The organism is Brevundimonas sp. (genome assembly GCF_016463485.1).
Lineage (GTDB): Bacteria > Pseudomonadota > Alphaproteobacteria > Caulobacterales > Caulobacteraceae > Brevundimonas.
Map to the genome: position 1 here is coordinate 1 of NZ_JAEMRD010000251.1, position 2108 is coordinate 2108.

A 2108-nucleotide genomic window follows, 5' to 3' on the forward strand; every position below is an offset into this window, starting at 1 on the left:
CCCGGCGCGAGGCGCGGAAGAGCCACGCCGACGGTGGCGGCGGCCGGCGCGGCGGGGACAGTGACGTCGACCGGAGCCTGCCCCTCGGCGGAGAGGGCGACGGTCTTGAGGACCATGGCGTGGGGGAAGGTGACGCTGAACCGCTCGGGCGAACCCTGGGTCATCGCGCCATTCGCAGGAACGGTCGTGATGCCGGATTGGGGCGCTGCGGCCTGGGCCGGCATAGCGTGACCCGCATGCGGGTCCTGGGCGGCGGCGGCGCCGGCGAACGCGAGGGCGGCGGTGACAACGAGAGTGCGGATCATCATGGGGTGGTCTCCTTCGGTTAGAACCAGGCCTTGAGGCCGACGACGAAGCGGGTGTCGTCGGTCTCGCCGCCTCGGGCCTCGATGTAGTCGGCGGTATCGCCGAACGCGCGGCTCCACTCGATGCCGACATAGGGGGCGAACTCCTTGCGGAATTCGTAGCGCAGTCGCAGGCCCGCCTCGATCGAGGACAGGCCCGAACCGATCTCCAGTTCCGGAATGTCGCTGGCTGAAGCGTCGATTTCGAGGCGGGGCTGAAGGATCAGGCGCTGGGTGATGCGCTGGTCGTATTCGGCCTCGACGCGGGCGGTCAGGTCGCCGTCGGTCGACAGGAAGGCGGCGGCGTCGACTTCCCACCAATGGGGCGCCAGGCCCTGCAGGCCGAGGACCAGATGCGTGGTGTCCTCGCCGTCGGGCCGGAAGTCCTGACGCACGCCGGCCTGAACGTCCCAGAAGGGCGTGACCGCGCGGCTGTAGAGCGCCTGGACTTCAGCCTCCTCGAGCTCGCCGCCGAAGTCGCCTTCGCCCTCGGACTTCCACCAGAAGCGATTGATGTCGCCGCCCGTCCAGCCCTGGACGTCCCAGAGGTAGGTCTCGCCGTCGTCGCCGAAGCCGGCTTCGAGGCGATCGAGAATGACGGCCGTGGTGCGGACGTCGCCGTTTTCGTGAATCAGGGTCCGGCGAGAGGCGGCCATGGCCTCGGCGCCGAAGACGAGATCGGCGGCGTGGGCAGGGCCGGCCAGGGCGGCGGCCGGGAGCGGGTCCTCCGGAGGGCGGCCGGGATTGTCGGAGCTGGTCGCCACATCGGGCGGCCCCATGCTCATGGTCGACATGTCATGCCCGGCGTGAGGGTCGGTCTGCGCGGGCGACATGGCCGACATGTCGTGGCCCGCGTGCGGATCAGCCTGGCCGGGCGTCGCCGCCGGCATCTGGTGTCCCGCGTCCGGGTCTACGGGCGCGGGCTGCGCCGGCATCTGGTGGCCTGCATGCGGATCCGCGGCGGGCGGCGTCTGCGCGGGCGGCATGACGTGACCGGCGTGCGGATCCTGCGCCGGTCGGGCCGGCGCCTGTGGCGTGGGCCGCGGTGCTGGCGCGGGGCGCGTCGGCGCCGCGGTCGCCGGCATCGTGTGGCCCGCGTGAGGGTCCTGGGCCTGGGCGCTGAAGGCGCTGGCGGCGAGCACCAGCGGGGCGAGGGCGACGGCGAGGCGGTTCATGACGCAGCTCCGTCCATGGGCCGCACCGTCACAACATTGAACATGCCGGCGTGCATGTGCATCAGCATGTGGCAGTGGAAGGCCCAATCACCGGGCGCGTCGGCGGTCAGATCGAAGGTCACCTTGCCGCCGGGCGCGACGTTGACCGTGTGCTTGAGGGGCTGGTGCCCGGCCGGTCCGCCGGTCACCAGTTCAAAGAAATGACCATGCAGATGGATCGGGTGGGCCATCATGGTGTCGTTGACCAGGGTCACCCGCACCCGCTCGTTGCGCTCGAAGCGGATCGGTTCGACCAGTTCGCTGAACTTTCGGCCGTCGAAGCCCCACATGAACCGCTCCATGTTGCCGGTCAGGTGGATCTCCATCGTCCGAGACGGGGGGCGCGGGTCCTTGTTCGGCTGGAGCGACACCAGGTCGGTGTAGACGAGGACGCGATGATCGACGGTCGTGAGACCGATCGGACGCTCACCCAGACGGTTGGCGGGGTCCATGGCGATCGCATCGACGCCGACGCCCACCGCCATGTCGGGCGGAGCGTTCTCGGGATCGCGCATGTTCATGCCCGACATGGACATCCCGGCCATCTCGC

3 protein-coding genes are annotated in these 2108 nt (G+C 70.3%); all 3 read right to left on the bottom strand.

Annotated features, from left to right (window positions below; all coding sequences use genetic code 11):
* A partial coding sequence (locus tag JHC99_RS18565) for a copper resistance protein CopC (RefSeq protein WP_292156173.1) occupies positions 1–308 on the bottom strand: 308 nt, incomplete at its 3' end.
* Positions 309–325: 17 nt separating this feature from the next.
* Positions 326–1519 (bottom strand): copper resistance protein B, encoded by a 1194-nt coding sequence (locus JHC99_RS18570; protein WP_292156174.1) that lies wholly within the window; start codon positions 1517–1519, stop codon positions 326–328.
* A partial coding sequence (locus JHC99_RS18575) for a multicopper oxidase domain-containing protein (protein ID WP_292156176.1) occupies positions 1516–2108 on the bottom strand: 593 nt, incomplete at its 5' end. The genes JHC99_RS18570 and JHC99_RS18575, both read right to left, overlap by 4 nt.

Bases quoted from the DNA above. Each gene is read 5' to 3' on its own strand.
- JHC99_RS18570 (WP_292156174.1), bottom strand. From the start codon at position 1,519: ATGAACCGCCTCGCCGTCGCCCTCGCCCCGCTGGTGCTCGCCGCCAGC.